The organism is Pseudomonas oryzihabitans, from assembly GCF_007665395.1.
Lineage (GTDB): Bacteria > Pseudomonadota > Gammaproteobacteria > Pseudomonadales > Pseudomonadaceae > Chryseomonas > Chryseomonas psychrotolerans_C.
Window position 1 is genome coordinate 503,065 of sequence record NZ_VDND01000001.1, and the last position, 24,655, is coordinate 527,719.

General features: G+C 65.6%; 22 protein-coding genes and 1 tRNA gene. 9 read left to right on the forward strand and 14 right to left on the reverse strand.

Annotated elements, in window-relative coordinates; genetic code table 11:
- The first annotated feature begins 45 nt into the window (after positions 1-45).
- The 8 genes from FSV73_RS02325 (at position 46) to FSV73_RS02360 (ending at position 9,572) form a co-directional block, all read left to right on the forward strand.
- Positions 46-1,128, forward strand: a complete 1,083-nt coding sequence (locus tag FSV73_RS02325; RefSeq protein ID WP_145003269.1) for an endo-1,4-beta-xylanase — start codon at positions 46-48, stop codon at positions 1,126-1,128.
- 306 nt (positions 1,129-1,434) lie between these two features.
- Positions 1,435-1,653, forward strand: coding sequence for a hypothetical protein (locus tag FSV73_RS02330; protein WP_145003272.1), 219 nt, complete (start codon positions 1,435-1,437; stop codon positions 1,651-1,653).
- Between the two features lie 157 nt (positions 1,654-1,810).
- Positions 1,811-1,900 (forward strand): potassium-transporting ATPase subunit F, encoded by a 90-nt coding sequence (locus FSV73_RS02335; protein WP_145003275.1) that lies wholly within the window; start codon positions 1,811-1,813, stop codon positions 1,898-1,900.
- A gap of 9 nt (positions 1,901-1,909) precedes the next feature.
- Positions 1,910-3,607, forward strand: coding sequence for a potassium-transporting ATPase subunit KdpA (gene kdpA, locus FSV73_RS02340; protein ID WP_145003278.1), 1,698 nt, complete (start codon positions 1,910-1,912; stop codon positions 3,605-3,607).
- Between the two features lies 1 nt (position 3,608).
- Positions 3,609-5,639 (forward strand): potassium-transporting ATPase subunit KdpB, encoded by a 2,031-nt coding sequence (kdpB, locus tag FSV73_RS02345; protein ID WP_145003281.1) that lies wholly within the window; start codon positions 3,609-3,611, stop codon positions 5,637-5,639.
- A gap of 10 nt (positions 5,640-5,649) precedes the next feature.
- Positions 5,650-6,201, forward strand: a complete 552-nt coding sequence (gene kdpC, locus FSV73_RS02350) for a potassium-transporting ATPase subunit KdpC (protein WP_145003284.1) — start codon at positions 5,650-5,652, stop codon at positions 6,199-6,201.
- Positions 6,198-8,822 carry a sensor histidine kinase gene (locus FSV73_RS02355; protein WP_145003287.1) on the forward strand — a complete coding sequence of 875 codons (2,625 nt, stop codon included), beginning with the start codon at positions 6,198-6,200 and terminating at the stop codon, positions 8,820-8,822. The genes kdpC and FSV73_RS02355 overlap by 4 nt, the downstream gene beginning before the upstream one ends.
- A 60-nt stretch (positions 8,823-8,882) precedes the next feature.
- Entirely contained in the window at positions 8,883-9,572 is a 690-nt protein-coding gene (locus FSV73_RS02360) for a response regulator (protein ID WP_145003290.1), read from the forward strand.
- Between the two features lie 271 nt (positions 9,573-9,843).
- Here the strand turns inward: FSV73_RS02360 and FSV73_RS02365 are convergent, their stop codons facing one another.
- From FSV73_RS02365 to FSV73_RS02405, 9 genes are all read right to left on the reverse strand, one after another.
- On the reverse strand, positions 9,844-10,218 hold the full coding sequence (locus FSV73_RS02365) for a histone-like nucleoid-structuring protein, MvaT/MvaU family (protein WP_145003293.1): 375 nt from the start codon (positions 10,216-10,218) through the stop codon (positions 9,844-9,846).
- A gap of 320 nt (positions 10,219-10,538) precedes the next feature.
- Positions 10,539-11,396: a PfkB family carbohydrate kinase gene (locus tag FSV73_RS02370; RefSeq protein ID WP_145003296.1), complete on the reverse strand. Its 858-nt coding sequence runs from the start codon at positions 11,394-11,396 to the stop codon at positions 10,539-10,541.
- Between the two features lie 2 nt (positions 11,397-11,398).
- Positions 11,399-12,256, reverse strand: a complete 858-nt coding sequence (locus tag FSV73_RS02375) for a MurR/RpiR family transcriptional regulator (protein ID WP_145003299.1) — start codon at positions 12,254-12,256, stop codon at positions 11,399-11,401.
- Positions 12,256-13,227: an ABC transporter permease gene (locus FSV73_RS02380; RefSeq protein WP_222119433.1), complete on the reverse strand. Its 972-nt coding sequence runs from the start codon at positions 13,225-13,227 to the stop codon at positions 12,256-12,258. The genes FSV73_RS02375 and FSV73_RS02380 overlap by 1 nt, the downstream gene beginning before the upstream one ends.
- A 35-nt stretch (positions 13,228-13,262) precedes the next feature.
- Positions 13,263-14,762 carry a sugar ABC transporter ATP-binding protein gene (locus FSV73_RS02385; RefSeq protein WP_145003302.1) on the reverse strand — a complete coding sequence of 500 codons (1,500 nt, stop codon included), beginning with the start codon at positions 14,760-14,762 and terminating at the stop codon, positions 13,263-13,265.
- Between the two features lie 16 nt (positions 14,763-14,778).
- The gene (locus tag FSV73_RS02390; protein ID WP_145003305.1) at positions 14,779-15,819 is read right to left on the reverse strand and encodes a sugar ABC transporter substrate-binding protein; all 1,041 of its coding nucleotides are present in this window, start codon (positions 15,817-15,819) and stop codon (positions 14,779-14,781) included.
- A 62-nt stretch (positions 15,820-15,881) separates the two neighbouring features.
- On the reverse strand, positions 15,882-16,862 hold the full coding sequence (locus FSV73_RS02395; RefSeq protein ID WP_145003308.1) for a sugar phosphate isomerase/epimerase family protein: 981 nt from the start codon (positions 16,860-16,862) through the stop codon (positions 15,882-15,884).
- A 410-nt stretch (positions 16,863-17,272) separates the two neighbouring features.
- Positions 17,273-17,848 (reverse strand): hypothetical protein, encoded by a 576-nt coding sequence (locus FSV73_RS02400; RefSeq protein WP_145003311.1) that lies wholly within the window; start codon positions 17,846-17,848, stop codon positions 17,273-17,275.
- A gap of 155 nt (positions 17,849-18,003) precedes the next feature.
- A tRNA-Asp gene (locus tag FSV73_RS02405) sits at positions 18,004-18,080 on the reverse strand.
- 406 nt (positions 18,081-18,486) lie between these two features.
- Between FSV73_RS02405 and FSV73_RS02410 the strand changes: the two genes are divergently transcribed.
- Complete coding sequence (locus tag FSV73_RS02410; protein WP_145003314.1) at positions 18,487-18,711, forward strand: DUF2188 domain-containing protein; 225 nt, start codon at positions 18,487-18,489, stop codon at positions 18,709-18,711.
- 53 nt (positions 18,712-18,764) lie between these two features.
- Here the strand turns inward: FSV73_RS02410 and FSV73_RS02415 are convergent, their stop codons facing one another.
- The 5 genes from FSV73_RS02415 to glnT form a co-directional block, all read right to left on the reverse strand.
- Positions 18,765-20,078, reverse strand: coding sequence for an ammonium transporter (locus FSV73_RS02415; RefSeq protein ID WP_145003317.1), 1,314 nt, complete (start codon positions 20,076-20,078; stop codon positions 18,765-18,767).
- A gap of 214 nt (positions 20,079-20,292) precedes the next feature.
- Positions 20,293-21,618: an FMN-binding glutamate synthase family protein gene (locus tag FSV73_RS02420; protein WP_145003320.1), complete on the reverse strand. Its 1,326-nt coding sequence runs from the start codon at positions 21,616-21,618 to the stop codon at positions 20,293-20,295.
- Positions 21,619-21,636: 18 nt separating this feature from the next.
- Positions 21,637-22,320: a protein glxC gene (locus tag FSV73_RS02425; RefSeq protein WP_145003323.1), complete on the reverse strand. Its 684-nt coding sequence runs from the start codon at positions 22,318-22,320 to the stop codon at positions 21,637-21,639.
- A gap of 12 nt (positions 22,321-22,332) precedes the next feature.
- Positions 22,333-23,238 carry a class II glutamine amidotransferase gene (locus FSV73_RS02430; RefSeq protein ID WP_145003326.1) on the reverse strand — a complete coding sequence of 302 codons (906 nt, stop codon included), beginning with the start codon at positions 23,236-23,238 and terminating at the stop codon, positions 22,333-22,335.
- Between the two features lie 72 nt (positions 23,239-23,310).
- Positions 23,311-24,645, reverse strand: a complete 1,335-nt coding sequence (glnT, locus tag FSV73_RS02435) for a type III glutamate--ammonia ligase (RefSeq protein ID WP_145003331.1) — start codon at positions 24,643-24,645, stop codon at positions 23,311-23,313.
- Positions 24,646-24,655 lie beyond the last annotated feature (10 nt).

Sequence of the window (24,655 nt, forward strand, 5' to 3'; positions counted from 1 at the left end):
GGGACTCGCCGCGGCGCCCCGCAGGCAGACCGAGGATTTCGACAGATGGCACGTTGGCTCTTTTTCGCGTTAACGGCGCTCGGCCTGTGCAGCGCCACCACCTGCCTGCTGGCTGCGGACGCGAGCCAGGCATCCGCCACGCGCTCGCTTGCCGCGGCCTATGCTCCACGCCTGAAGATCGGTGCCGCCATCGAGCCGGATCAACTGGCGGGGCCCGATGGCGCCTTGCTGGCGCAACAGTTCAGCAGCCTGGTGGCCGAGAACGCCATGAAGCCGATGCAGATCCATCCGCAGGAGGACCGCTACGTCTTCGGACCGGCCGATGCCATCGTCGCCTTCGCCGAACGCCACGGCCTGGCGGTGCGTGGTCATACCCTGCTGTGGGGCAGCCATACGCCAGACTGGTTCTGGCAAGGACAGGATGGCCGGCCAGCGTCACGCGAGCAGGTGCTGCAACGGCTGCGCCAGCACATCGCGACCGTGGTCGGGCACTACCGCGGGCGGGTCTACGCCTGGGACGTGGTCAACGAAGCCATCGACGCCAACCAATCCAGCTGCCTGCGCAATGATCGCTGGCTGCAGGTGGTCGGTCCCGACTATCTCGCCGAAGCCTTTCGCGCCGCCCATGCCGCCGATCCCCAGGCGCGACTGTTCATCAACGATTTCAACACCCAGGAACCCGCCAAGCGCGACTGCCTGGCGCGCGTCGTGAAGGGCTTGCTGGCCGCCGGGGTTCCGGTGCAGGGCGTCGGTCACCAGACCCATATCAGTATCTACTGGCCGAGCCTGGCGGCCATCGACCAGTCCCTGTCCACCTTCGCCCGGCTGGGGTTGGAAAACCAGATCACCGAGCTGGACATGAGCCTTTACCAGCACCACGACTATCGACCGTCACTGCCGCTGCCACAGCGGCTGGATCTGCAGGGCGAACGCATGCGCGACCTGATGGCCATGGTCCTGAGGCATCCCGAGGTGAGCGCCGTGACTTGGTGGGGCGTGGCCGACGACCACAGCTACCTGAACAACACGCCGGGCGTGCCAGGAGACGACCAGCCGCTCCTGTTCGACCACCAGCAACGGCCGAAGCCGGCGTATTGGGCGGTGCTGCATCTACGAACGCGCCAGTAGCAAGACCTATATCGGGGCGCTCTGCCACGGCCTTTCCGATCCAGGCTTACGCTTGAGGCGGTCATCGCGGCCATGGTGGGCCGCCGTAGGTTGGGTTGAGCGCAGCGAAGCCCAACAGTGTCTCCAGACCCAGGCAATGTTGGGCTTCGACGATAGAGCCGTCTCAACCCAACCTACGGCCTATCGCGGCCATATCCGCGATACGCTATGCCTATCTGTGCGAATGGATAGCACAAGCGAACTGGCGCGGCTTGGCCTGGTCAATTGTTACAGGACATTACTTCGCACCCACGAGAGGTCGCCACCATGAAACTCCTGCCTACCCTTGCCCTTTCCGTCATGCTGCTCGGCGCCAGCCAAGCCACCTTCGCCGCCGGCTGCGTCAAGGGCGCCGTCGTCGGCGGCGCTGCCGGTCATGTCGCCGGGGGCCATGGTGTGGCCGGCGCTGCCGCCGGCTGTGCCATCGGTCATCACGAGGCCAACAAGAAGGCCAAGCAAGAGCAGCAGAGCGCCCCGCAGCAGTGATCGCCAGGCCCCGTCGTTACTGGACGGCGGGGCCGATTTAACGCTTTCTTTACGCCCCCGCACCTGAGCGCGCCTCGCTTCTTTACAGCCCTCCTCACGACAATTTCTCCACGCGGCATCTGCCGTTCGAGGAGCTTTGATTCGTGGAGAGCGCGCAATGAACCCCTGGAATCTTTTGGCCCTGCTGCTGGCATTGGGGCTGTTCGTCTATCTGCTGGCGGCGCTGCTACGCGCCGGCCGCAACTAGGGAGGCGGCATGGACAGCCAAGCCGCGTTCCTGATCCTGGCCTTCCTGGCCCTGACCTTCCTGCCCGCCCCCTTCCTCGGGCGCTTCTACTACCGCGCCCTCGAAGGCGAGCGGACCTGGCTGACCTTCCTCGGTGCACCGCTCGAGCGGCTGACGCTCAGGCTGGCTGGCACCGATGGCCGCGGCCAGGACTGGCGCACCTACGCCATCGCCCTGGTGCTGTTCAACCTGCTGGGCATCGCCCTGCTGTTCGCCATCCTGCTGCTGCAGGGCGAATTGCCGCTGAATCCCCAGCATCTGCCGGGCCTGGAATGGACCCTGGCGCTGAACACCGCCATCAGCTTCGTCACCAATACCAACTGGCAGGCCTACAGCGGCGAAGCCTCGCTGAGCTATTTCAGCCAGATGGTCGGCCTGGGCGTGCAGAACTTCGTCAGCGCGGCCGTGGGCGTCGCGGTACTGGCCGCCCTGGCCCGCGGCATCGCTCGGCGTAGCGCGCGCGAGATCGGCAATTTCTGGGTCGACCTGTTCCGTGCCACCTTCTATGTGCTGCTGCCCCTGTGCGTCCCCCTGGCACTGGTGCTGATCTGGCAGGGTGTGCCCCAGACCTTCGCCGCCTACGTGGATGCCAGCACCCTGCAGGGTGCCACCCAGAGCCTGCCGCTCGGCCCGGCCGCTAGCCAGATCGCCATCAAGCAGCTCGGCACCAATGGTGGCGGTTTCTTCGGCGTCAACTCGGCCCACCCCTTCGAGAACCCCACCGCGCTGAGCGACCTGCTGGAGCTGGCCGCCATCCTGTTGATCCCGGCGGCCCTGGTGTTCAGCTACGGCGATTACGTCAAGGACCGGCGGCAGAGCTGGGCGATCTTCGCCGCCATGTTCGGCCTGCTGGTGGTCGGCGCCGTGGTCGCCATCGGCGCCCAGGACCACAGTAACCCGGCGCTGGCCAGCCTGCCGATCACCCAGGGCGCTTCGCTGGAAGGCCTGGAAACCCGCTTCGGCGCCGTGGCCTCGGCACTCTGGGCCACGGTGACCACCGCCGCGTCCAACGGCTCGGTCAATGCCATGCACGACAGCCTGTCGCCGCTTACCGGGCTGGTCGCGCTGTTCAACATGATGCTCGGCGAGGTGATCTTCGGTGGGGTCGGTGCCGGTCTGTACGGCATGCTGCTCAACGTACTCATCGCCGTGTTCATCGCCGGCCTGATGGTCGGCCGCACCCCCGAATACCTGGGCAAAAAGCTGGAGGCACCCGAGGTCCGCCTGCTGGTGGCGACCTTGCTGGTGATGCCGCTGGGCGTGCTGGTACTGGGCGCCATCGCCGCCAGCGTGCCGGCTGGCGTGGCCGGTATCGGCGCCAGCGGGCCCCATGGCTTCAGCCAGCTGCTCTATGCCTATACCTCGGCCACCGCCAACAACGGCTCGGCGTTCGGCGGCTTCAGCGCCAACACGCCCTTCCACAACCTGATGCTGAGCCTGGCGCTGCTGATCGGCCGCTTCGGCTACATCCTGCCGATCCTGGCCATCGCCGGCAGCCTGGCGGCCAAGCGCGCCGTTCCGGTGGGGCCCAACAGCTTCCCGACCCACGGCCCGCTGTTCGTCACCCTGCTCGTCGTCACCATCCTGCTGGTGGGTGGCCTGACCTTCCTGCCGACGCTCGCCCTGGGGCCGATCGCCGACCATCTGCAACTGTTCGGAGTCCGCTGAAATGGATGCCCAGACCCACACCCTGCCCACCCCTACCGCCGGCACCCTCTGGCGCCAGGCGCTGCGGCAGGCCTTCGTCAAGCTCGACCCGCGCCAGCAGATCCGTTCGCCGGTGATGTTCGTGGTGGAGATCACCGCGCTGTTTTCCACCCTGCTGTGCCTGGCGCCCAACAATGGCGTGAGCACCGGGGTGGCGGTGCAGATCACGCTCTGGCTGTGGTTCACCCTGCTCTTCGCCAACTTCGCCGAGGCCCTCGCGGAAGGCCGTGGCAAGGCCCGCGCCGACAGTCTCAAGGGTATCGGCCAGAACCTGGCCGCCCGCCTGGAAGAAAACGGCAGCCACCGCATGGTGCCGGCCAGTTCCCTGCGCAAGGGCCAGGTGGTACGGGTGGAGGCCGGCGAACTGATCCCCGGTGACGGCGAGATCATCGAGGGCGTGGCCGCGGTCAACGAAGCGGCCATCACCGGCGAATCCGCGCCGGTGATCCGCGAGTCCGGCGGCGATCGTTCGGCGGTCACCGGCAACACCCGGGTGGTGTCGGACTGGATCCGGGTGCGCATCACCGCCAATCCGGGCGAATCGACCCTGGACCGGATGATCGCGCTGGTGGAAGGCGCCAAGCGCCAGAAGACCCCCAACGAGATCGCTCTGGACATCCTGCTGATCGGCCTGACGCTGATCTTCCTGCTGGTGGTGGTGACCCTGCAGCCCTTCGCCGTCCTGGCCGGCGGCGAGCTACCGCTGCTGTTCCTGGTAGCGCTGCTGGTGACCCTGATCCCCACCACCATCGGTGGCCTGCTCTCGGCCATCGGCATCGCCGGCATGGATCGCCTGGTGCGCCTCAATGTGATCGCCACCTCCGGTCGCGCCGTGGAGGCCGCGGGCGACGTCCATACCCTGCTGCTGGACAAGACCGGCACCATCACCTTCGGCAACCGCCGCTGCAGCGCCCTCTACGCCACGCCCGGCGTCACGCCCAAGGCGCTGGCCGAAGGCGCGCTCTATGCCTCGCTGGCCGACGAGACCCCGGAGGGTCGCTCGGTGGTCGAGTACCTGCGCAACCTGCACCCGCTGGAGGAGCCGCCGCGCGCCCAGGTCACGGCCATTCCCTTCAGCGCCGAGACCCGCCTGTCCGGGATCGACTGGCAGGGCCGCGAATTCCGCAAGGGCGCGGTGGATGCCGTGCTGAGCTTCCTCGGCCAGACCCGTGCCGACGTGCCGGAGGTGCTCGCCCGCGAGATCGAGACCATCGCCAAGAGTGGCGGTACCCCGCTGCTGGTCTGTGGCGAGGGCCAGCTGCTCGGCGCCATCCACCTCAAGGACGTGGTCAAGCCCGGTATCCGCGAACGCTTCGCCGAACTGCGCACCCTAGGCATCCGCACCGTGATGGTGACCGGTGACAATCCGCTGACCGCCACGGCCATCGCCGCCGAGGCCGGGGTGGATGACGTCATCGCCGAAGCCACCCCGGAGAAGAAGCTCGAGCGCATCCGTAGCGAGCAGGCCGAGGGCAAGCTGGTGGCCATGTGCGGCGACGGCGCCAACGATGCACCGGCGCTGGCCCAGGCCGACGTGGGCATGGCCATGAACGATGGCACCCAGGCCGCCCGTGAGGCCGCCAACCTGGTGGACCTCGATTCCGATCCCACCAAGCTGCTGGACGTGGTGCAGGTGGGCAAGGAACTGCTGGTGACCCGGGGCGCCCTGACCACCTTCTCGGTGGCCAACGACGTGGCCAAGTACTTCGCCATCCTGCCCGCGCTGTTCGCCGGCATCTATCCGCAGCTCAATGTGCTGAACGTGATGCACCTGGCCAGTCCGCAGAGCGCCATCCTCTCGGCCATCGTCTTCAACGCCCTGATCATCGTCGCGCTGATCCCCCTGGCGCTGCGCGGGGTACGGGTCAAGGCCGCCAGTGCCGCCGCCCTGCTGCGTCGCAACCTGCTGATCTACGGCCTGGGCGGCATCGCCGTGCCCTTCATCGGCATCAAAGTCATCGACCTGGTGCTCGGCGCCCTGGGTCTGGTCTGAGGAAACCGCCATGCTCATGCAACTTCGTTCCGCCGCGCTGATGCTCCTGCTGCTCAGCGTGCTCACGGGCGGTGCCTATCCGCTGCTGGTGACGGTGCTCGGCCAGGTGCTATTCGCCGACCAGGCCGGTGGCAGTCTCATCCAGCGCGCCGACGGCAGTGTCGTCGGTTCCCGCCTGATCGCCCAGAAATTCACCGGTCCCGAGTGGTTCCAGCCGCGCCCCTCGGCTGGCGACTACGCCACCGTTTCCAGCAGCGCCAGCAACCTGGCGCAAGGAGCGCCGGCCCTGCGCGAGCGGATCGAGAAGGCCCTGCCCGACGTGCTGGTGGCCGACCAGGGACCGGTGCCCCAGGAACTGGTGACCACCTCCGCCAGCGGCCTCGACCCCGATATAACCCCGGCGGGCGCCCGCTACCAAATCGCCCGCATCGCCGCGGCCCGTGGCCTGGCGCCGGAGCGCCTGGAGACCCTGGTACGGGAGCAGACGCACACCTCGCTCTTCGGCCCGGCAACGGTTAATGTCCTGCTTCTCAATCTGGCCCTGGCGGAACTGGCTCCATGACCGACAGCACCGGGCGCGCCGAGGCGCTGCTCGCCGAACACCGCGAAGGGCGCGGCCGTCTCAAGGTGTTCCTGGGAGCGGCCCCCGGCGTGGGCAAGACCTACGCCATGCTGCAGGCGGCCCAGACCGCCCTGCGCCAAGGCCGCCGGGTGCGGGCCGGGATCGTGGAAACCCACGGGCGGCGGGAAACCGCGGCCCTGCTCGCCGGCCTGCCGCAACAGCCGTTGCGGCGGGTGGAGCACCGGGGTCTGAAGCTCACCGAACTGGACCTGGAAGGGTTGCTCGCCGAGCCGGCCGACCTGGTGCTGGTGGACGAGCTGGCCCATAGCAATGCCCCGGGCAGTCGCCACGCCAAGCGCTGGCAGGACGTCGAGGACCTGCTCGCCGCCGGCGTGCACGTCTATACCACGGTCAACGTCCAGCACCTGGAAAGCCTCAACGACGAGGTCCGCGACATTACCGGCGTGCAGGTGCGGGAAACGGTCCCGGACCAGGTGCTGCTGGACGCCGATGAACTGGTGCTCATCGACCTGCCACCACGGGAATTACTGGAGCGGCTGCGCGAGGGCAAGGTCTATGTGCCCGAACAGGCGCGCGCCGCCATCGACGCCTTCTTCAGCCAGACCAACCTGACCGCCCTGCGCGAGCTGGCCATGCGTACCGCCGCCGCCCAGGTCGACTCCGCCCTGACGCTGCGCTATCGCCAGCAGGGCCAGGCCGCCCCGCCGCTGCTGGGGCGGCTGATCGTCGGTGCCGGCACCTCACCCTCGGCGGAGCGCCTGGTGCGCCATGCCAGTCGCCTGGCCGAGCAGCGCCACCTGCCCTGGACGCTGGTGCACGTCGACACCGGCCAACCGCTGGACGATGCCGCCCGCACCCATCTGCAAGCCAGCCAGCGCCTGGCCGAGCGCCTCGGCGGCGAGGTCCTGACGCTGCGCGACAGCGACCCGGCCCGCGCCCTGGTGCGCCATGCCCGCGATCAGCGCGCCAGCGTGCTGCTGATCGGCCGCGGCCGGCCCCGCGGCTTCAGCGTGAGACGCCGGCTGGCCAGCCGCCTGCTACGCCTGGCCCAGGGCCTGGAGATCGCCATCCTCGATCTGGATCGCGACACCCCGCCCACCGCCCGCTCGCGGCGTCCGCTGCGCCCCGGCCCCTACGGTGCGGCCATCCTGGCGACCGGCCTGGCCGCCGCGATCGCCGAAGGTGTCTCGGGGCTGCTGGAGCTGCCCAATATCTCGCTGATCTTTCTCGCCGCGGTGCTGCTGGTGGCGGTGCGCAGCAGCCGCGGACCCGCGCTGTTCTGCGCCCTGCTCGGCTTTCTCGCCTACGATTTCCTGTTCATTCCGCCGGCGTTCTCGCTGACCATCAACCGGGAGCAGGACGTCCTCACCCTGGCGTTCTTCCTGTTGATGGCGCTGCTCACCGGTGACCTGGCCGCCCGGCAGCGCCGCCAGCTGCAGGCGCTGCGCCTCACCCAGCGCGAAACCCTGGCCCTGCTCGACTTCACCCGCCAGTTGAGTGCCGCCAGCGATCGCCAGGCCGTGGTCAGCGTCACCCTCAAGCACCTGGGCGACACCGCCCAGCACGTCTGCCTGCTGCTGCCGGAGGACGGCGGACGGCTGGCCACCCAGCCGCCGGACCTCGCCCTGGCCGACAACGAGCGCATTGCCGCCGAATGGGCCTGGAAGCAGGAAAAACCGGCGGGCTGTGGTACCGACACCCTGCCCTCCGGCCGCTGGTGGTGGTGGCCGCTGCTGGCCGAAGGCGGCAGTCTCGCCGTCCTGGGTGTACGCCGCGAGGAGGCGCGCCCGCTGGATCACGGCGAGCGTCGCCAACTGGCCAGCCTTGGCCAGCCGCTGGCGCAAGCCCTGGCTCGGGTACGCCTCAGCGAGGACCTCGAAGCCGCGCGCCTGCATGGGGAAACCGAACAGCTGCGCAGCGCCCTGCTGGCCTCGGTCTCCCACGACCTGCGCACGCCGCTGACGGTCATGCGCGGCTCCATCGATGCCCTCGCGACCCTGGGCGACGTCATCCCGGCCGCCGATCGCCAGGACCTGCTGGAAGCCACCCGGCAGGAGGCCGAGCGGCTCGATCGCTACATCCAGAACCTGCTGGACATGACCCGCCTCGGCCACGGCAGCCTGCAACTGGCCCGTGACTGGGTCGATCCCGGGGACATCCTGGCCAGCGCCCTGCAGCGGCTCCAGCCGCTGCTCGCCGGGCTGCAGGTCACCCGCCGGGTGGAAGAAGGCCTGCCGCTGCTCTGGGTGCACCCCGCCCTGATCGAGCAGGCCCTGGTCAACGTGCTGGAGAACGCCATCCGCTTTTCCACTCCCGGGGGACGCCTCGAGGTCAGCCTGACGCGCCAGGCCGGCGAACTGCAGATCGCCGTCGCCGACGAGGGTCCCGGCATTCCGCTGGAGGATCGCAGCCGGATCTTCGACATGTTCTATACCGCGGCCCGCGGTGATCGCGGCGGCCAGGGCACCGGCCTGGGCTTGGCGATCTGCCAGGGCATGGTGGGCGCCCACGGCGGCCGGGTCAGCGTGGACGATGGCCTCGACGGCCGCGGTACCACGATGCGCATGCACCTGCCGCTGCCGACGCCGCCTGCGGACTAGCTCAGGTAACAGGCGTCAGCTAGACGCTATGATGGTGCCCTTTGCTGTGGAAGCCTCTCGATGTCCGCTCATGTCCTCGTCATCGACGACGAACCCCAGATCCGCAAGTTCCTGCGCATCAGCTTCGCTGCCCAGGGCTACCAGGTGAGCGAGGCCGCCACTGGCACCGATGGCCTGGCCCAGGCCGCCGTCGGCCAGCCGGACATGGTGATCCTCGACCTCGGCCTGCCGGACCGGGATGGCCAGGAGGTGCTGGCCGAGTTGCGCGAGTGGTCGGCGGTACCGGTGCTGGTGCTCTCGGTGCGGGCGGACGAGCGCGAGAAGGTCCGCGCCCTGGATGCCGGCGCCAATGACTATGTCACCAAGCCCTTCGGCATCCAGGAGTTCCTCGCCCGGGTCCGCGCCCTGCTCCGCCAGGCACCCGGTAACGCCGCGGCCCAGGTCGCCGCCTTGGAGATAGGCGAATTGCGGGTGGACTTCGCCTATCGGCGGGTGACCCTGGCAGGTACCGAGATCGCGCTGACGCGCAAGGAATACGCCGTCCTGGCCGCCCTCGCCCAACATCCCGGGCGGGTGGTGACCCAACGCCAGTTGCTGATCGATATCTGGGGTCCGACCCATGCCCAGGACACTCACTACTTGCGCATCGTGATCGGCCATTTGCGCCAGAAGTTGGCCGATGATCCGGTGGCACCGCGCTTTATCGTGACCGAGCCGGGAGTTGGCTATCGCTTGCGGATGGATAGCTGATTAGTGGGATGCGCGCAGCGGCGAGCCAGAGCAGTTCATGAACTCGATATTTCGATGTGCGCCATGCCCGCACCTTCGAGGCGCTTCCGAGCAAAGGTAGTTCAATAAGAAAAGATGAGTAGAACGTTCGGTGACCAAGGCGCAGCGACCCGCTACTTAGCCGTTGCGGCTATTGGGTCTGGCAGACGCTATCCTGCGCAAGAATGCTGGCAACAAGGTTCCGGTCGATAGACGAGCAGGATGCCGTTATCGACCGGAACGCCGGTCGCTATTACTGCAGCCAACCTTCGACGGTATCCGCGCCGTGTTCGGCCTTCCACGCCTTGAGCAACTTGTGGTTGCCGCCCTTGGTTTCGATGACTTCGCCGGTCTTGGGGTGCTGGTAGCGTTTGGTACTCCGCGGACGACGCTTGCCCGCTGGCTTTTCCGGATGTGGCGTCTGCGCCTTGTGCTTGGGGGCAGCGTTGGGATCCAGAATGCCGATGATATCGCCCAGATTCATCTGGTATTCGTCCATCAGCCCTTGCAGCTTGCTTTCGAATTCGATTTCTTTCTGCAGGGAAGTGTCCTGCTTGAGGTCTTCGAGCAATTGCAGCTGGGCGCGAAGTTGTTCTTCGGCGGCACGGAATTCGGCGAGGCGGGACATGGGCGCTCCTGATGGAAGTGGAATGTACGGTAGCTGAGACTACGACATCCCGTGAAAGTTGGCGCAGACAATAGAGCATCGCGCAAGGCGACGCCAGAGGCAGATATAACTATCCCGCGAATTCATAGGAGCCTTATCCAGCCGACCTGCTCCGAAGTCCTATTAATAGCGCGTCGAAGTTGTATGGGATCAAGGCACGGAGCGCTCTTCGACGACAGGTCGAGCTTAAGCGCGCGGAGAGGAAGTCCGTTTGAAAGGCGCGTCGCTGATAGCGGGTGCGCGCTCAGCGACGCAAACGAACGGGAGCCCGGATGAAAAGTTCAGGCAACGCGCGATACGTGTTCCGCCGCGGCCTGATTGGCAATCGCCACGGCTTCCAACAGCGGCTCGCCTTCAGCCAGCGCCCGGCTCAGCACGCCGACGAAACAATCCCCGGCGCCATGGGTGCTGACCAACTCGACTTCTATCGCGGGCAACACGCCGCTTTGCCCCTTTTCACTGAAAGCTACGCCATGCTCGCCAGCGGTCACCACCACCCTGGCGAAGCTCGCGGATAGCGCCTCGGCCGCCGCCCGGGCGCCAACCAGATCCTCCACTGGAAGACCGCTCATGTCGCGCGCTTCCACGGCATTGACCACCAGAACGTCGATGCAGGCTGCCAGTTCGGGCTGGAGGACCCGCGCTGGCGCGGCGTTGAGGCATACCGGCACCTGCTGGGCGCGGGCCGCACGGGCGATTTCCAGGTTGAGCCCGGGGGCCACTTCGTTCTGCAGCACCAGCATCGCCACATCATCCCAGAAGCCCGGTGAGTGGCACGCCGCTGCAGCTATGTGGAGATTGGCATTGGAGACCACCACCGCCCCGTAGTCGCCTTCGGCGTCGGTGATCGCCACGCTCATTCCCGAGGGACTGCCCGCCACCACCTGGACACCGGACGCATCGACACCTGCCGCGACGAGATGCCCGAGCAGGAAGCGGCCTTGTTCGTCGTCTCCCACGGCACCGATGAACCTGACCCTGGCGCCGGCCTGCGCGGCTGCTACCGCCTGGTTGCCGCCCTTCCCACCAAACTTGTAATCGCAGGCTGTACCCATGACCGTTTCGCCCTTGCGCGGACGATGGTCAGCGTCCAGCATGATGTCGTAGTGCAGGCTGCCGGTAACCAGAATGTTCTTCATCTTTAGAGTTCCCGCAGGTCCTGGACCGCACGCTGGGTTTTCATCAAATTCTTTTCCGCCCGCTGCAAATCCTTCTTCGCGATAGCGACGAACAGGGCGTCGAGAATATTCAGCTGGGCGATTCGCGAGGCAGCGTTTTCACCGAGCAGGTGCGATCCCTGGGACGTTGAGTTGAGCACCACGTGGGCGTGGCGCGCGATGGGTGATTCGGCATAGTTGGTAATGGCGATTACCCGGGCGCCGTTACGGGCCGCGAGCACCACCGGATCGTTGACCGCCCGGGTAGCCCCGGAATGACTGATGGCAATGACCACATCATCATCGGCTAACACGGCGGCCGACATGAGCATGATGTGCGCATCATCGTACGCGGTGGACTTGATTCCGATCTTGAGCATCTTGTGCGACAGATCCCGGGCGACCGCTGCGGAGCCACCCACCGCATAGAGATCGATATGCCGCGCCTTGAAGATGATATCCGCGGCCCGATTGAATTCCGCTATATCCAGAATGGACATCGTTTCTTCGATGGCCTGAATGGACGTCCTGAACACCTTGGCCAGCAATTGTTCCGACGAGTCGCCGGGCTCTATTTCCGCATGCAGCCCGGCCACTTCGGAGGCGTTGTAGTAGATCAAACTACTTCTGAAATCCCGGAAACCCGTGAAGCCAAGTTTCTTGGTGATCTTGACAATCATGGCTTCGGAGACGCCGTTTTCCTGGGCGATCTCCTTCAGCGAAGTTTGTTCGCTGATATCGGAACGGGCGATAACGGCTTCAACGACACGTCGCTCCAATGGCGTCAACTGCGGCAGACGCATACGAATTTGAGCGCCGATGGCTCGTGGATCCTGCTTCATTACTTGCCTCGAGTGGCCCGATCTATCAACATCGCCAAGATAATAATAAGGCCTATGGCGAGCAACTGATAAAAGGCCTGGATATTGAGGAGCGTCAGGCCATTGCGCAGGGCACCGAGGATGACCACCCCGACCAGGGTGCCGAAGATGCTGCCCTTGCCTCCCATCAGGGAAGCGCCGCCGATGGCAGCCGCTGCGATGGCATCGAGCTCCCAGAGGTTGCCGATGGTGGGCTCCGCGGCGCCGAGACGACCGATCAGGATCAAGGACGCCAGCGCGGCCAGGGTGCCCGAAATCACGTAGACGACGACCTTGGTCCTTTTCACTGGCACACCTGCCACCCGGGCGGCCTCTTCGTTGCCGCCGATGGCCAGGATGTACTCGCCCAACGGGGTCTTGTTCAGCACCGTCCACAGCACCAGGGCGATGACCGCGACCACCAGGATGGGTACTGGAATACCCAGCAGGCTACCGTTGACGAGACTGCGAAACTCCGTCGGGATGCCGAATACCGGATTGCCGCCGGTATAGATAAGGGCGATGGCCCGAAACAACGAGAGCCCGCCCAGGGTGACGATGAAGGGTTGCAATCCCGCGTAGGCGATCAGCGTTCCGCTGAAGACGCCGCTCGTGACGCCGACGGCAAGTGTCGCCAGGATCGCCAGGGGGACGGGAACGCCGGCCACCATCAGCGTCGCCCCCAGGACGGCAGCGAGGGCGGCGGTGGGACCGACGGAAAGATCGATCCCGCCGGAGATGATCACCAGGGTCATGCCCAGGGCGATCAGCGCGCTGATCGAGGACTGCTGCAGGATGTTCAATACATTAGGCAGCGTGAAAAAGACCGGCGAAAGTAATGAAAAGGTCACCACGATGATCAACAAACCGATCAGCGTGCCGGCGTCACGCAAGTTGAATTTCAGGCGTGCTGCAGGGCGACCCGCTTGCAGGGATTCCGAGTGCGTCATCATGTTATTTGCCTTTTAGATGAATAAAGGAGGCAGCGTCAGGCCGCTTCCAGATCCTTTATCGCGAAGCGCGCGATATTCTCTTCGGTGATGGCATCACCGGATAATTCTTTGGTGATCCGGCCTTCTCGCATGACCAGGACGCGATCCGCTATCCGCAAGATCTCGGTCATTTCCGAGGAAACGACCACTATGGCTTTACCCGCCTGCGCCAGGCGCTCGATCAAGTTGTAAATTTCCGCCTTGGCGCCGATGTCTATCCCGCGGGTCGGCTCGTCGAAGAGAAACACCTTGGTATCCGCCGCCACCCAGCGACCGATGATCACCTTCTGCTGGTTGCCACCGCTGAGCGTGCCTATGGTCTTGTCGATATCCAGCGGCCGCAGTTTCAGATCGCTCATGACCTCGAGGGCGACACGGTCGAGCTTCAGTCGCTTGATGATCCCGCCGAAGGTGAACTGGGCCATGGAGGGCAGTGCAAGGTTGGTCTTCACGGCGCGCGCCCTGATGATGCCTTCCTTCTTGCGATCCTCGGGCACCAGGCCGATGCCGGCCCGGATGGCAGCCCGGACATCGTGGTTGCGCACCGGCTGGCCATCCACCCAGACCTCTCCGCCGCTGCGCTTATCCAGCCCGGCGATGAGCTTGAGCAGTTCGGTCCGCCCGGCGCCAACCAGGCCGGCGATACCCAGCACTTCACCGGCGCGAACGCTGAACGTGGCCGGCAACACGGCCCGGTCACGGGTGACATTGCTCACCCGCAACCTTTCCCGGTCGGTGACGTAACTGTTGTGTTCGAGCCTTTCCAGCTCACGCCCCACCATCTTGGCGACGATGCTTTCTTCGGTCTCGTCGCGGATGTCGACGACGCCGACCTGGCGACCATCGCGCATGATGGTCGCCCGATCGCAGACCTTGAAGATCTCGTTCATCTTGTGGGACACGTAGATGAGCGACACCCCCATTGCCTTCAACGCCCCGATCAACTCCGCCAAGCGCTCGAACTCCCGCGGTGTGAGACTGGAGGTAGGCTCATCCATGGCGATGATCCTGGCATCGTCCAGCAGGGCACGGGCGATCTCAACGATCTGCTGCTGGGACACCTTGAGGTTCTTGATGGCGGTGTCGGGATCTATCCCTGGATCGAGCTGCTGGAGAATCGCCCGGGCCCTGGTGAGTTGCGCCTGCCTGTCGACCCAGCACCCCCACCCCTTGGTCAGGGGACGGCCGAGGAACATGTTCTGGGCGACGGAAAGCTCAGGAACCAGCTGCAGCTCCTGATGAATCATCGCGATCCCCGCCCGCCTGGCGCTGAGCGGTCCCTTCATCTGAACCGGCTGTCCGTCGACGCTGATTTCACCGGCATCCGCTTCACGAACGCCAGAGAGGATGTTGAGCAGTGTCGATTTTCCCGCGCCGTTCTCGCCGATCAGGCCATGAACCTCACCCGGCTTCACGAGAAAATCGACGTTCTGTAAAGCGGCAGCCGCGCCGTAGGTTTTGCTGATGCCACGCATCATCAAGCGATACTGTTCCATGCCATCCCCGCCCGAGCTAGTGTGCCGTCAGCAGCTGACGCAACGTTGCGTTGTCCTTGGTCGAAAACGCCTCGACGTTTTCCTTGGTGATCAGGGCCTGGGGCGTCGCGACGACCCGCGAGATCTTCTGGCCCTCGATCAAGCGCAGCATGACGTCCATGGCAACCTCGCCGGTGAGGACGGGAAAGCTGTCCACCGTGCCTGTCAACTCACCACGCTTGATGGACGCGTAGGCGTCGGAGATGCCATCAGTGCCGAACACGGCCACCTGATCCGTCTTGTTCTGCGCCCGCACCGCTTCGACGACGCCCAGGGCCATGGTGTCGTTGTTGGCGTAGAAACCGACCAGATCGGGGTGCTGCTGGAGAATCGTGGAGGCGACGTTGTACGCCTGCTCCCGGCTCCAGTTGGCTGGCACGCTGGCGACGATGGTGAAGGCGTTCTGCGTCGCCATGGTTTCCTTGAAACCGCGCGTGCGCTGGCCCGCGGCATAGACGCCGGGCTGGCCTTCGATCACCGCCAGCTTGCCTCCCTGGGGCCGGTTCTGGATGAACCATCGGGCGACCCGTACGCCGTTGTCCTTCTGGACGTTACCCACGTAGTGAGGCGCGTTGGGCATCACCGCGTCGTTCACGTTGACCACCGGTATCTGCTTGCTGGTGGCGGTCTGCAGTGCCGGCTCCAGGTTGATATCGGTCTGGGGCGATACCAGCAGGCCATTGAAGCCCTGGGCGATCATGGTTTCCGCAATCGACAGCTGACCGAGCTGGTCGTCTTCGTTGGCGGCAGCCTGATATTCCACGGTGACACCGTACTGTTGGGCGGCGTTCTTGTAGCCCTGGCCAAGCAGTCGCCAGTACTCGTTGGTCAGCGTCTTGGACACCCCGCCGATCTTCAGCGTCTTCTCGGTCTTGGGCAGCGGCCCATAGCGGGTATCGAGCTGGGACCAATCGGTCCGGTCCGGCTCGCTATCGGACTTCAGCGGTGTGAGCTCGGCGGCCTGGACACTGGAGCAGAGCCAAGCCGACACCACTGCGGAGAGCAACAGTCTTTTCATCTTTCTGGCCTTCTATTGTTATTGTTGAGATTCAGCGGTGGTAAATGGCGTGGGCCGCGAGGTCAGCCGGCCAACAGGAGGTCGTTAACGATCTGCTGCGAGGCGACCGCATCCTGGCGACTGATGGCGTCCGCCAAGGCCGGGTTGTCATTGAGGCGCTCACTCAGCTTGAGGAGGCGCTTGACCGTCGCGATGTTGGTTTCCGCTTCGCGCACCGGATCGAGGCCGCTCGCATCCGGAAAGGTGTCGAAGTAGTAGGCGCCGCGATAGCCATCCCGCTGCATCTGCCAGAGGAACTCCAGGGTGGCGCGCGGATTGACCGAGCCCACCATCAGGCCGTCGTCACGCTTGCCCCAGCCGTCGTTGAGATCCAGGCCCAGCAGGCGCGAGCGGCGGGCGACCATGGCCGCGGCGAAGGCCGGGACTTCGTTGGCGAACAGCACATGGGCGAAGTCCAGGGTGATACCCAGGTTGGCGCACCCCGCCTCCTCCACCGCCAGCAGGCAGGTCGTGGCGTTGGGAAAGATGCTGAAGGCACGCGGCTCATTGGGCTTGTATTCGATGCTGACGTCGACGTCCGGGGCGTATTCCGCCACTTCCCGGACGGCGCTCACCGCGTCCTCCCAAATCTTCTTGTAGTCGGCCTGGAAGCAATAATCGAAACCGTCCTGCCCCATCCACAAGGTCATCAGGGAAGCGCCGAATTCGCGACCGGCATCGATACCGCGCTTGGTGAGTTCGATCGCCTCACGACGGATTCGGGCGTCCGGATGGGTGAAGGCGCCGATCTTGAACTGAGGGGCATCCCAGCGCATCTGCATGCCATTCACCGCCAGGCCCGCGTCTTCGATGCCGTGTTTCAGGGTATCGATATCGGTGGTGAGGTGTTGAGGGTAATTGAGGTCCAGATGAGTCAGACCCTTCGCGGTACCGGCGCGGGCGATCATCTGCATGACCGAAGGCTTGCCCTGCTGCTCCGGCCAGTAGCGATGCGCGCCGGAAGCGAACGAGTTCAGACGAGTTGCAAACTTGAGTTCAGACATGGCCCCATCCTTCGACAGTCTTGTAATGTACTTTCCTTCTTCACGATAAGTCGTAAAGTTGTCGAATAAAATACATGGATTGCCGCGTTGTGCAAGGGGAATCCCGCCGACGTGCTCGACGAAGGGTGGCGGAGGGAGAAGAGCGTCATGTTTCCACATGCAGGCAGGGGCAGACGCCGCCGCTGCGCGACCCCGTTCCTTGCGCCTAGGCCCTGGGTATTTGCCTAGGGGCCGGCCTTGTCATCCGTACCCATGACGTGGCAGCACCCAGGCGCAGGGTCGCCAGGCCAAGCGGCCAGGACGCAAGGCGACGGGCATGGCGGTGGGCGCAAGATCCTTGGGTCCGGCCTAGGGTTTGGACGTCCTGGACGCGGAATGATGGGGAGGGCTGGGTACTGGCGGGCCGCGATCTAGCGGGCACACTCCAGGGGTTGCGCCGCATCTGGCAGGGGACGCCAATTGAAGGTCTCTTCGAACAGCCGCCGGTAAGCCGTGGTAATGGCCACCGGGGTGCGCCGGATGTAGTCGCGCGCATGGGCCTGACGATCGGGATCGAGCTTGCGCAGGTAATCCAGGGCTTCGTCCGCGGATGGCATACGCCGATTTAGGCCGCCCGTGCGCGGCGGCAAGGCGGTCCAGACCACGGCATCCAGGCCGTTGGCCGCCGCCCAGCGGCCGATGTCAGCCTGAAAAGGCGATTGGGGTCCATTCGGCCAGCTGCCGATGCACTCCGGCTGCTCCCTGGGCACCCCTTCCCGCTCCCGCAGGCCTTCGCGCGCCTCTTGCAAGGTGGCGACGGCCAGCCGGGCCCAGAGCACCTGCACCTCGGCGACGCCCGCGCAGAGCACCGTGGCCAGTTTGCCGCTGTCACCCTCGCGAGCGAATTCGATGGGCAGCCAGGGGCCATCGCTGAACCAGTTCGAGGCGACCGGCAATTCCGCTGCCTTCCAGATCAACGAACCCCAACCCAGACAGGCAATCTTCATGGCCGCTCCTGCGCGTCGACGATAGAGGTTGGAGGTCAACGAAGCGTTGGGGTTTCGCCCCGGCAAGATGGTGCGACAAAAAGGCAGGACGAAAAAAAGCGGCCACGAGGGCCGCTTCTTTCGATACCCGCGAGGCAGAGCTCGCGAGAGGTAAATGGCGCAGCGGACGGGACTCGAACCCGCGACCCCCGGCGTGACAGGCCGGTATTCTAACCGACTGAACTACCGCTGCGCATGGAAGCCTTGCGGCATCCGGCTGGCTTGAGCGAAGAACCCGTTCAGCGGGGGTTCTCTGCACCAGCGGCCGCTAAGATACTGATTTATCAGGGAAGAAACAACAGGCTGAGGAAAATTATTTCTGCACGCTGCCAGGTTACCCTTGGCTGCCACGCGGGCATTGGACATTAACGGCTTCCACCTGCCGTCGCGACGGCGTCGGCGGCGCCAAGGGCACAGACGCGCTCTGTGGGTACACCCCCACCCGGGTGATCTACCTCCAGGGTTGCTCGGCCAGTCACCCTACCCCGATTCCGCCAAGCCGTCCCCTGGCCGCTTCGCTCGAATGTTCTCGGGCGAAAGCGGGTCGAAACAGACGCAACCCAAGACCAGGCACGGGCCCAAGGCCCTACGTAGACCAGATGCAGAACTACCACATCCTACCTACCGACACCGGCTGGGAATTCAAGGAAGAGCACGGCGACCGCGCCCTGCTCAAGGCCTCGACCAAGGACGCCATCGTCCACCAGGCTGCGCAGTACCTGGACGGCAAGACCGGTAGCGTCAAGATCCACACCGCGGATGGCCGTATCGAGGAAGAGCGCACCTATCCACGCAGTGCGGATCCGGCGCGCTCCGAGGGTTGAGTCGAGCCAGCCACCGGATTAGCTCCGGTGGCTGGTTGAGGGCTAACGCGCTTCTAGCCGTAGGCCTTTTCGCCGTGTTGGAACAGGTCCAGTCCCTCTGCTTCGGTCTGCTCGCAGACGCGCAAACCACGGGTCAGCACCCGGGTGATGCAGAGCAGCACGAAGGTCATGACGCCGCAGAACACCACGGTGAAGAGCACGCTCTTGAGTTGGATCATCACCTGGCTGGCAATGGTGATGTCCTGGTAGCCGCCCAGGCTCTTGCTGGCAAAGACGCCAGTGAGCAACGAGCCGACGATGCCGCCGATCCCGTGCAGGCCGAAGGCGTCCAGGGCATCGTCGTAACCGAAGGTACGCTTGAGATAGACCACCGCCGCGTAGCAGATCGCGCCGGTCAACAAGCCCATGCCCAGGGCGCCGGCCGGACCGACGAAGCCGCAGGCCGGGGTGATGGCGATCAAACCGGCCAGGGCACCGGAGGCGACGCCCGGGGCGCTGGCCTTGCCGGTGCGCAGCCACTCCACCGCGAGCCAGCCGAGGATGCCGGCGCAGGCCGCGATCTGGGTTGTCAGCATGGCCATGCCGGCGCTGGCACTGGCCGCCACCGCCGAACCGACGTTGAAGCCGAACCAGCCGACCCAGAGCAGCGCCGCACCCGTCAGGGCGAAGCCCAGGTTGTGCGGTGGCATGGCCTGGGTGCTATAGCCTCGGCGATGGCCGAGCATTACACAGGCCACCAGCCCGGCAACCCCTGAATTGATGTGCACCACGGTACCGCCGGCGAATTCGAGGATGCCCCAGTCGTACAGCAGTCCGCCCGGGCCGCTCCAGGCCATGTGCGCCAGGGGCAGGTAGCAGAAGGTGAACCAGAGGGCGCAGAACAGCACGGCGGCGCTGAACTTCATCCGTTCGGCGAAGGAGCCGGCGATGATCATCGGCGTGATCAGCGCGAAGGTCATCTGGAAGGTGGCGAAGACGCTTTCCGGAATGCTGCCCACCTGGCTGTCGCGCACCACATCGAGCAGCATCCAGTGCTTGAAGCCGCCGATCAGGCTATGGAGATTGAACTCGCCCGCCACTATGCCGGTGGTGTCGGCGAACAGGCTGTAGCCATAGACCACCCAGAGCACACCGATCACCCCGGCCACGGTGAAGCTCTGGGTGAAGATGGAGAGCAGGTTCTTCGACCGTACCAGGCCGCCATAAAAGAGGGCCAGGCCGGGGACCAGCATCATCAGCACCAGCACGCTGGAGATCATCATCCAGGCCGTGTCGCCGCTGTCGAGCCTGGCCTCCTGCGCCAGGGCCATACCAGGCATCCCGAGGGCTGCCACCAGAACCGCCACCGCCTTGCCTTTACCGATCATGTCGAGCTTCCTTCGCCGAGGGATGAAAGGGAACGTGAATCGTCGTGCGGCCAGGCAAGCAGGCTGCCTGGCCGAAGTGACGTGTTGCAGACCACCCGATCGCGGCCATGGCGGCCGGCCGTAGGTTGGGTTGAGCGCAGCGAAGCCCAACGTCGCCCAGAGGGCCGGCAATGTTGGGCTTCGACGATAGAGCCGTCTCAACCCAACCTACGCGCTAGAACCCCGTCTGCCCCGGAATCCATTGGGTACCAGCCAGCGGCACCCGGGCCATGGCGGCGGCCTCGATGGTGAGGGCTACCAGATCTTCCGGATCGAGGTTGTGCAGGTGCGACTTGCCACAGGCACGGGCCATGGTCTGGGCTTCCAGCACCAGCACCCGCAGGTAGTTGGCCAGCCGGCGGCCGCCCTCAACCGGGTCGAGGCGTTTGGCCAGCTCCGGGTCCTGGGTGGTGATGCCGGCCGGGTCGCGGCCGTTCTGCCAGTCGTCGTAGTAGCCGGCGGCCGAGCCGAGCTTGCGCAGTTCGGCGTCCAGCCGCGGATGGTTGTCGCCCAGAGCGATCAGCGCCGCGGTGCCGATGGCCACGGCGTCGGCACCCAGCGCCATGGCCTTGGCCACGTCGGCGCCATTGCGGATGCCACCGGAGACGATCAGCTGCACCTTGCGGTGCATGCCCATCTCCTGCAGTGCCTGCACCGCCTGCGGGATGGCCGGCAGGATGGGGATCCCGACGTGCTCGATGAACACCTCCTGGGTCGCCGCGGTGCCGCCCTGCATGCCGTCGAGGACCACCACGTCGGCGCCGGCCTTGACCGCCAGCTTGACGTCGTAATAGGGACGGCTGGCGCCGATCTTGACGTAGATGGGCTTTTCCCAGTCGGTGATCTCACGCAACTCGGCGATCTTGATCGCCAGGTCGTCCGGGCCGGTCCAGTCGGGATGGCGGCAGGCGCTGCGCTGGTCGACACCGATGGGCAGGGTGCGCATGCCGGCCACCCGCTCGGTGACCTTCATGCCCAGCAGCATGCCGCCGCCCCCGGGCTTGGCGCCCTGCCCCAGGACGATCTCGATGGCATCGGCCTTGCGCAGGTCGTCGGGGTTCATGCCGTAGCGCGACGGCAGGTACTGGTAGACCAGGTGCTGGGATTGGCCGCGCTCCTCGGGGGTCATGCCGCCGTCGCCGGTGGTGGTGCTGGTGCCGGCGATGCTGGCGCCGCGACCCAGGGCCTCCTTGGCATTGGCGGAGAGCGCACCGAAGCTCATGCCGGCGATGGTCACCGGGATCTTCAGGTGGATCGGCTTCTTGGCGAAGCGGTTGCCGAGCACCACGTCGGTGCCGCACTTCTCGCGGTAGCCTTCCAGCGGGTAGCGCGAGACGCTGGCGCCCAGCAGCAGCAGGTCGTCGAAGTGCGGCAGCTTGCGCTTGGTGCCGCCGCCGCGGATGTCGTAGATGCCGGTCTCGGCGGCGCGCTGGATTTCCTGGATGGTGAGGCGATCGAAGGTGGCCGATTCGCGCAGCACGGGGGTGTTCTGGTCAGTCATGGCGATTCTCCTGCGCGATCAATAGGCCGAGGCGTTGTCGACCTTGAAGTTGTAGAGCTGGCGGGCAGAGCCGTAGCGCTTGAAGTCGCTGGCCCGCTCGGCGAAGCCGGCGGTGTCGAGCAGTTCCTGCAACTCGGCCAGGTGCTCGGCGCGCATCTCCTTCTCGATGCAGTCGGAGCCCAGGGAGGCGACGCTGCCCTTCACGTAGATGCGCGTCTCGTAGAGCGAATCGCCCAGGGCCTCGCCGGCATCGCCACAGACCACCAGGCGTCCGGCCTGGCCCATGAAGCAGCTCATGTGCCCGATGCTGCCGCCGACGACGATGTCGACGCCCTTCATGGAGATACCGCACCGCGCCCCGGCGTCGCCCTCGATGACCAACAGGCCACCGTGGGCGGTGGCACCGGCGGCCTGGGAGGCGCTGCCCTTGACCCGTACCGCGCCGGACATCATGTTCTCCGCGCAGCCGACGCCGACGTTGCCATGCACGGTGATGGCAGCGTGCTGGTTCATGCCCGCGCAGTAGTAGCCGGCATGCCCGTGGATATCCACGGACACGGCAGCGTTCACGCCCACGGCGAGGTTGTGGGCGCCGTTGGAATGGGTGACCACCCACTCGCGTTCGGCAGTGGTCTGGGTGGCGTCGTGCAGGGCCTGGTTGAGGTCACGCACGGCGGTTTGGGTGAGATCGAAGGTTTTCATGATCGCTGTTCCTCAGGCCGACTCGCGTTCCCAGACGTACAGGGTGGCCGGTGCCGGCTCCCAGACCTTGGCCCGCTCGATACCGGGCAGGCTCGACAGCGCCTGGTACTCGGAGGCCATGGCGACGTAGTCGTCGGTTTCGGCGAGGATGGCCGGCTTGCAGGCGATGGGATCGCGGATCACCGCGAAGCCGGTGCGGGTGCCGATGGCGAAGGTGAAGAAGCCGTCCAGATCCTCCAGCGAGCGATCCAGCGCCTCCTTGAGGCTATCGCCCTCGCGCAACCGCCAGGTCAGGTAGCCGGCTGCCACCTCGGTGTCGTTCTCGGTCTCGAAGGTGATGCCTTCGCGTTTGAGGTTCTGGCGCAGCCGCGAGTGGTTGGACAGCGAGCCGTTGTGCACCAGGCAGAGGTCGGCGCCGGTGGAGAACGGATGGCTGCCCTCCAGGGTCACGGCGCTCTCGGTGGCCATGCGGGTATGGCCGATGATGTGGCTGCCCTGCATGCCGGCCAGGCCGAAGCGGCCGGCGATCTCCTGGGGCAGGCCCATGCCCTTGAGGATTTCGATGCTGCGCCCGGCGCTCATGATGCGCACGTCCGGCGCCAGCTCGGCCAGCGCGGCGCGCACCTCGGCCTCCGCCGCGCGGATCTTGAGCACGATGGCACTGGCGTTCTGGAACCAGTCCAGCTCGGCACCCAGCCGCTGCTGCACGGCGGCGACCAGGCCGGCGAAATCGTAGCCCTCGCTGGTGGCCTGCAGGGTCAACTTGACCCAGCCCTCGGCCACCTCGTCGCCATAGATGGCGAAACCGGCGCTGTCCGGGCCACGGTCGGTCATGGCTTCGAGCATGGGCTCGAAAAGGCTACCCAGCTGGGCTTCCAGCGCCGGGTTCTTCAGATAGAGTCCAACGATTCCACACATGGGGTGTCACTCCTTCGCAGGCAGGGGGCGCATCGGGGCGCCCGAAGAACAATCAGGAAAAATCCAGGGCGATCAGAAGAATTCGGTGTAGCGCTGGATCTCCCAGTCGGAAACGTGGCGGCTGTACTCCACCCACTCCATGCGCTTCAGCTTGATGAATTCGTCGACGATCTCGGGACCCAGCATCTCGCGGAACAATGGGTCGGCATCCAGGGCGTCGCAGGCTTCCTTGAGGCTTTGCGGCAGGGTCTCGATGCCCCGCGCGGCGATGGCCTCCAGGCTCAGGTTGTAGAGGTTCTCGTTGCAGGGCGCGCCCGGGTCCAGCTCGCGCTCGATGCCGTCGAGACCGGCGGCGATGATGGCGGCGGTGACCAGGTAGGGGTTGCAGCCGGCGTCGGGCAGGCGGAATTCCAGGCGGCCATAGGGCACCCGGACCATGGCCGAGCGGTTGTTAGCACCGTAGGCGATGAACGCCGGTGCCCAGGTGGCGCCGGACAGCGAGCGACCCACCACCAGGCGCTTGTAGGAGTTCACCGTGGGCGCGGCGAAGGCGCACAGCGCCGGGCCATGGGCCAACAGGCCGGCGAGGAAATGGTAGGCCAGCTTCGATAGACCCATGCCGCGCGGATCGCTGTCGTCATGGAACAGATTGCGGTTGGTGGCGCTGGCCAGCGACAGGTGGAAATGCATGCCGTTGCCGGCGCGCTTGGGATCCGGTTTGGGCATGAAGGAGCAGATCATGCCCAGCTCATTGGCGATCTCGCCGGCGGCCATGCGGAAGAAGGTGAAGCGATCCGCCGACTCCAGTGCCTCGCTGTAGGTGTAGTTGATCTCGAACTGGCCGTTGGCGTCTTCGTGGTCGATCTGGTAGATGTCGAAGCCGACCGGCTGCAAGGCCTCGGTGAGCTTTTCCAGAAATAGCCGCGAACGCGACAGGCCCTTGTAGTCGTAGCAGGGCTTGTCCAGCGTGTCGCTGCCGTCCACCAGGGACAACTTGCCGACCTCGTCGCGGCGCATGAGGAAGAATTCGGGCTCCAGCCCCGTGTTCAGGCTCCAGCCGCGGTCGCTCAGGCGCTGCACCTGGCGCTGCAACACGTAGCGGCTGTCATAGGGATGCGGCTTGCCGTTGACGTGGCCGATGCACACCACCCGCCCGTAGCCCGCCTGCCAGGGCACCGGGATCAGGGTGGAGAGATCGCCACGCGCCATGAAGTCGGGACCATGGGGCTCCATGCCCATGCCGCAGATGGCGAAGCCGGCGAAGCCCGCGCCCTCCTCCGCCACGGTCGCGAGGCCCGCCACCGGTACGGACTTGGTCTTGGCGGAACCATGGATATCGACGAACTGGGCCAGCACATAGCGGATACCGTGCTGATCGATGAGGTGCTGGGTTTCGCTGGGCAACATGACGGGCTCC